The sequence below is a fragment of the Pseudogracilibacillus amylolyticus (SeqCode) genome, assembly GCF_051918545.1.
Classification (GTDB): domain Bacteria; phylum Bacillota; class Bacilli; order Bacillales; family Amphibacillaceae; genus Pseudogracilibacillus.
On sequence record NZ_JBPPZG010000293.1, the window covers coordinates 1 to 3,731 of the forward strand.

The following is a 3,731-nucleotide window of genomic DNA, read 5'->3' on the forward strand; positions in this document are numbered from 1 at the left end:
AATTGTTATTCATTTTTACAATCAGTTCAACTTCTGTTTTCCCTTTATTTAATTTTCGGGCGATTTTTTCTATAGGTACTCCTTGATGATAAAGGTTTAATATTTCACCGGTAGCAGATGTTTCTATTTTATCTTTAGGCTTTTCTGACATCTGAACAGGTAAATCAATAGGTTTATATATATCCCTACTTGTTGAAGCATACTCTTTCTTTATCGTTTCATTAGCTGTAGCTGTTTCCTCTTTAAATTGTTTTTGTAGTCGGTCATTTTCTAATTTTATTTCTTGAAGAAAGCTCGCTAATATTTGCTCAAGCTCTTTTTCATCCACCGTATTTCTTTTTTGTAATTGTTGATATAAATAATAGAGAGTTATAAAAAAAATAATGTGGAGAGTAAAACTAATAATTAATAATAAAGCAACCAAATGAATCCCTTCTATCCGCTATAATCAATGTTTGTTCCTAAATAAGGATGCTCAATCGATTGTTTCTCTGCTTTTTTCTTGCTTTTCTGTGGTCGTGGATTGTTTTGTTCATTTTTTTCATCATCCGAATCATTGTTATTACGAACTTGTTCATATTCATTTATTTTTCCACGCTTCACTATTTCTTCTTTAAGTTGTTGTTCTGTCAGTGTTTCCTGAAATTGTTGACCTTGTCGCATCATTTGCTCTTGCATTTTACCGGCATCCTGTGACCTTGGTATAGCAACTTGCATTTCAATTGACTTTAATCCCATACATATCCCATCCTTTACAGAGGTTACGTACTTAATATAGTGGACTATAATTGATTATTCAGGTAACTGAACATGGTTAATTAGAGGTGATAACAATATCATTTTTATCTAATTTAACATGAATATTCTCATGTTTTTTTGAAAATTTCCGTTCATATTTTCCAAACGATATAACGACATTTGGATACATAATCCCTTTTACTTTTAAACATGCTTGCTCATTATTTTCAAGTTGTAAATTTATACTAGCGATCTGTTCATTGATTAATTCTAAATGCTCTTTTGTTTTATTATACGAGTTCCTTAGTTTTAGTATCGTAATTTTTTGTTTAACACTTTCTTCTTTACTTTCTTTTAACTTCCTTTGTAAAAGCTGAAGTTTTTTTAAATTTTCATTTAAATTTGCTTTTTTAGTTTCTAATGACATTAGGTCTTCGGATTGTTTTTCCGTATTGAATAGTAGTTTTGTATAAGTATTCATTCGATTACCTATATCTTTTACTTTGATTAATTTCCCAGCCGTTAAATTTCCACCGATAATATTCCCTTTTTGGCAAATTATATTCTCTTCAGCTGTACATTCACTATGGAGTATTGAATTTTCTACAAATATACTATTTCCTGCGGTAACATTTCCTTGGTTAATATAACCGATTTGCACATCTTCCCCTGCCTGAATCGAACCAGTTTTTAAACCTGCTATTCCTTCAGAAACAAATACGGATCCTTCTGCGATAATCGTAGCAGCTTCTACTAAACCAAAAATTTTAATATCTCCGGCAGCTTTTATAGTAAAGCCTGTTGGTACATCACCACGTATGATAACGGAACCAACAAAATCAATGTTTCCCGTTTTCATCGATATATCTCCAAAAACTTCATAAACGGTATCAACGAAAATTAACTTCTCACGAAAACTAGCTTGACCCTCGGCATCAGCATAAAAAGATTGATCTTTCTTGTTAAAAATAACATTCTTCCCTGCTTTTATAAGCTTTGGTTTGCCTGGTTTAGCGGGAAGTTCTCTTCCTCGAACGGTCATCCCATTTTCCCCTTTAGTTGGCGGAATCAAGGTTGCTAGCTTTTCTCCTTTTTTAACGGTAGGTATGCGCATTACTTCGCGAAAATCCCATCCTTCCGATCGGTCAACATCGGTGGACATGTCCAATTTATTAATGACTTTTCCATCTTCTCCGCTTTTCTGCTCCTTTCCTCTTGCAATAACAATGGGAAAAATATCGGGAGATCTCGCTGTTAATATTTTATTTTTATTAACTTCATCAATGCCAAACAAAACATTATTCTTTTTCAAAAAAACATCTAAATCTTTTTCAGAGATAGTAAGTCGGTCTAAATGCTCTATGCTATCATGATTATAACGAATTTCTGCACACATTTCATTACTGGATATTTTTATTTGAAATAATTCGTTTAGATCTTTCATCTACACTCCTTCTCCTTTATTAAGCAGTTTATTCGAATAAGACTTGTTGTTTGGATAATATTTTTCTTAATTTAAAAATAGCTCGCTTATGAATTTGGGATATTCTTGATGTTGTTAAATTTAAAACGTGGCCGATTTCAGTGAGCGTCAACTCTTCTTGATAAAACAAGCTTATAACAAGTTGTTCGTTCTGGTTCAATTGTTTAATTTTTTCAGCCAATTCCTTTTTTTGTTCATCCTGTAAAATATGTTTATCAGGAGTAATTACATTATCATCTTCAAGTCGCAAGTTTAAATCAGAGGGGTCGTTTGTATCATTTGAATGATAAGAGGCGTCAATAGATAAAACATTGGCAAACATTGTGCTCATTACTACCTGCTCTATTTCCTCGCGATCTTTCCCTAGCGCTTCTGCTATATCCGCTGAATCAGGTGAACGCATTAGGCGCTGTTCAAGTTCTTGTGTTACTTTGTCAATTTTTTTGGACTGTTCGCGCAAGGTTCTTGGAAGCCAATCTTCTTTACGCAATCCGTCCATAATGGAGCCGCGAATTCTTATCGTTGCGTATGTATCAAATTTCAAGTTTCGATCTGGTTCAAATTTCTTTAATGCATCATACAACCCTAATAATCCTAAACTTTTCAGTTCATTTTTATCGTATGTATCAGGAATATGACTGCCAATTCTGTCTACGTGAAACTGAACTAAATACATATAATGACTAATTAATTCATTCGCTGCTTCTTCATCTTTTTTTTCAGTCCATTTTTTCCACAAATTTTTCACATATTGGGAGTCTTCTAACTTCATAATAGCTCCTCCCTTAATTATTTTTCATTATCAATTTCAACTTTCGTACCAATAAAACAAGTATTAGACTAAGCTTTAGAATACTTATTATAATTTCCTTGAAAGGCTTCCTTACGCTTTTTGTTACACCATAGCCTATCTTACAAAGTAGAAGGATACTGTTCAGTAGTGAAAATTTAAAACTAGTAACAGCTTCGTTGATTTCCGCCTCCGGGCAGTTCGCTTTCCGTGGGCACGGCTTCAGCCTCCTCGCGGAAGACCACCGCTGCGGGGTCTTCAGACACGTGCTTTTCCCACAGGAGTCGACTGCCCTCCGGCTCCAATCAACCATTGTGATAGCAGTATCAAACTGTATTAAACTGTGTAGAGCTGTTTACCAAACACACCCAGCGAAGGAAATACACGGAGACTCCTATGGGAGGATAGGCCTAGATGAGACTACGTCGGAGCGTAGCGACGAGTAGGCTCAACAGCTGCCCATGGAAAGCGCAGTGTATTTCCGTAGCGGTATTTTACGTCGTAACTTCGGTTAGATATTTACAAAGCAAATCAACCCAAGTTACTGCACAGTTTATGGATCATGCGTTAAAATAAATTTAAAACATCTCTTATATCTATCTGAAGGTCTGGGTATTTTACTGACTTTATTTAAGCATTAAACGGTAATTTTACTGTGCAGGTAAAGTACTTAAATATATTTTTCACCTTTGTTAACTGTACGAATTTTTAACTTTCCAG

General features: G+C 34.3%; 4 protein-coding genes. All 4 read right to left on the reverse strand.

Annotated elements, in window-relative coordinates; translation table 11 throughout:
• A partial coding sequence (locus ACPYKA_RS19695) for a DUF6115 domain-containing protein (protein WP_479543896.1) occupies nt 1-424 on the reverse strand: 424 nt, incomplete at its 3' end.
• Between the two features lie 11 nt (nt 425-435).
• The gene (locus ACPYKA_RS19700) at nt 436-738 is read right to left on the reverse strand and encodes a hypothetical protein (protein ID WP_479543897.1); all 303 of its coding nucleotides are present in this window, start codon (nt 736-738) and stop codon (nt 436-438) included.
• A gap of 76 nt (nt 739-814) precedes the next feature.
• Nucleotides 815-2,182, reverse strand: a complete 1,368-nt coding sequence (locus tag ACPYKA_RS19705; protein ID WP_479543898.1) for a DUF342 domain-containing protein — start codon at nt 2,180-2,182, stop codon at nt 815-817.
• A gap of 28 nt (nt 2,183-2,210) precedes the next feature.
• On the reverse strand, nt 2,211-2,993 hold the full coding sequence (locus ACPYKA_RS19710; RefSeq protein ID WP_479543899.1) for a FliA/WhiG family RNA polymerase sigma factor: 783 nt from the start codon (nt 2,991-2,993) through the stop codon (nt 2,211-2,213).
• Between the last annotated feature and the right edge of the window lie 738 nt (nt 2,994-3,731).